This window comes from Photorhabdus kayaii (genome assembly GCF_025384895.1).
GTDB classification, from domain to species: Bacteria; Pseudomonadota; Gammaproteobacteria; order Enterobacterales; family Enterobacteriaceae; genus Photorhabdus; species Photorhabdus kayaii.
This window is the reverse complement of the sequence record NZ_JAJAFZ010000175.1, coordinates 1-1,389: the sequence shown is the minus strand read 5'-3', so window position 1 is coordinate 1,389 and position 1,389 is coordinate 1. Positions and strand designations below refer to the sequence as shown.

Sequence of the window (1,389 nt, the reverse complement as noted above, 5' to 3'; positions counted from 1 at the left end):
TTCCAATGTGCGTTCACCGCCGAACCCAAAACCCCCTGACGCGCTTTTCGCCACCGAAGGCCGGTTTTTCCCGCCGCGCTCGGGTCAGTGTAGCGCCTTTTTCGGCAACGGGCGAACATCGCCCAACTTGCTTGGGCGGCGGGCGCCCGTTCTGCGGGCGCGGGCGGCAGAGAGCCCGCAAGCGGCGCCCCTGCGACGCTCGGGGGCACCGGGGCTTCGGGTTGCGCATGACCTTGCATGACCACGCGATTTTGTTCAGGGAAGCCCCTGGGGGCTGCACGGGGCGGAGATGGCGAGCACGGGGACGAGCGAGGAGCCGGCGACTGCGAGCCGCGCGCAGCCAGTGCAGCAGGGTTGGGGCGGGGGGAAGTCAATGAGCGGAGGCCGCAGGCCGACCTGCCTTCAGGGTTGTTGGCCGGACGTTGGCACGGCAGCTAAAGAAGAACACGGGTTTTTGCCGATGGCCGGCTCAGCGGCTGACAGCAGAAGGCGTCAGCCTTGTGCGCCACACCCTTCGATGCTAACCCGCGGGGGCGCAAGACATAATGCCAATTATACGCATTAAGCCGCTCATCAATGCTCAGGCGGTTGCCCGGGCTCACCGGCGCAGTGCGTATAATTCCCCCCGCATTATGTTCAATAGGCGTTGGGCGGCCTGGACCGGCTCAACGGGGACGTCGGGGCTTGGGCCGCCTGACGACTATTTACCCCCGCGTGCACCGATGCCGACGGGCAGTCCGGCCACGGTCTGCCCCCACACCGAACCCGCCCAACTCAACGGGGGCGTGTGGATGCTCAGCGGCTATCGGGGGTTCAGGTCAGCGTCGGGTTGTCCGGCGGCGTGTCGGCATCGGCGTTATCGTCGGCGTACAGGTCGGCCAGTAAACCCACCTCATCGGCGTCGCTGACTTTTTCGTCGGCCATTTGCTCCGCCGGATGCGTACTGGCGTGCACCGCCTGCAAGGCCCGGATAGAGACCTGCGTATACACCTGGGTGGATTCCACGCTGGCATGGCCTAACATCGCCTGTATCCAGCGCAGGTCTGCCCCGTTCTCCAGCATCTGCGTCGCCATCGCATGCCGGAACAGGTGGCAGGCACCTTTTTTCTCGATGCCGGCGGCCCGGATATAGCCGCTCACGGCATTCGTGATACCGTTCGGCTGCAACCCGTCGAGACCGTCCATTGCCACGAACAGCGACTGGATGTCCGGGGTGACCAGCAGTTGCGGGCGAACCTGCTGCTGATAGAACTGGAGCCAGTTTAAGGCCCGTTCGCCGAGGGGCAATACCCGGTCTTTATTCCCCTTGCCCTGCCGGATGGTCACCGTTTTGCGTGACCCGTCAATGCTGTAGATATCGAGCCGGGCCACTTCACTGCGTCGTATCCC

At 64.6% G+C, this 1,389-nt stretch carries 2 protein-coding genes; one reads left to right on the top strand and one right to left on the bottom strand.

Annotated elements, in window-relative coordinates; all coding sequences use genetic code 11:
- Positions 1-373: 373 nt before the first annotated feature.
- Positions 374-565 carry a hypothetical protein gene (locus tag LGZ98_RS23710; protein WP_262978729.1) on the top strand — a complete coding sequence of 64 codons (192 nt, stop codon included), beginning with the start codon at positions 374-376 and terminating at the stop codon, positions 563-565.
- A 248-nt stretch (positions 566-813) separates the two neighbouring features.
- On the opposite strand, the gene LGZ98_RS23705 is transcribed toward LGZ98_RS23710, so the two are convergent.
- A partial coding sequence (locus LGZ98_RS23705) for a tyrosine-type recombinase/integrase (protein ID WP_262978728.1) occupies positions 814-1,389 on the bottom strand: 576 nt, incomplete at its 5' end.

Excerpts from the sequence above, each read along its gene's own strand:
- LGZ98_RS23710 (WP_262978729.1), top strand. The coding sequence starts at position 374 with ATGAGCGGAGGCCGCAGGCCGACCTGCCTTCAGGGTTGTTGGCCGGAC.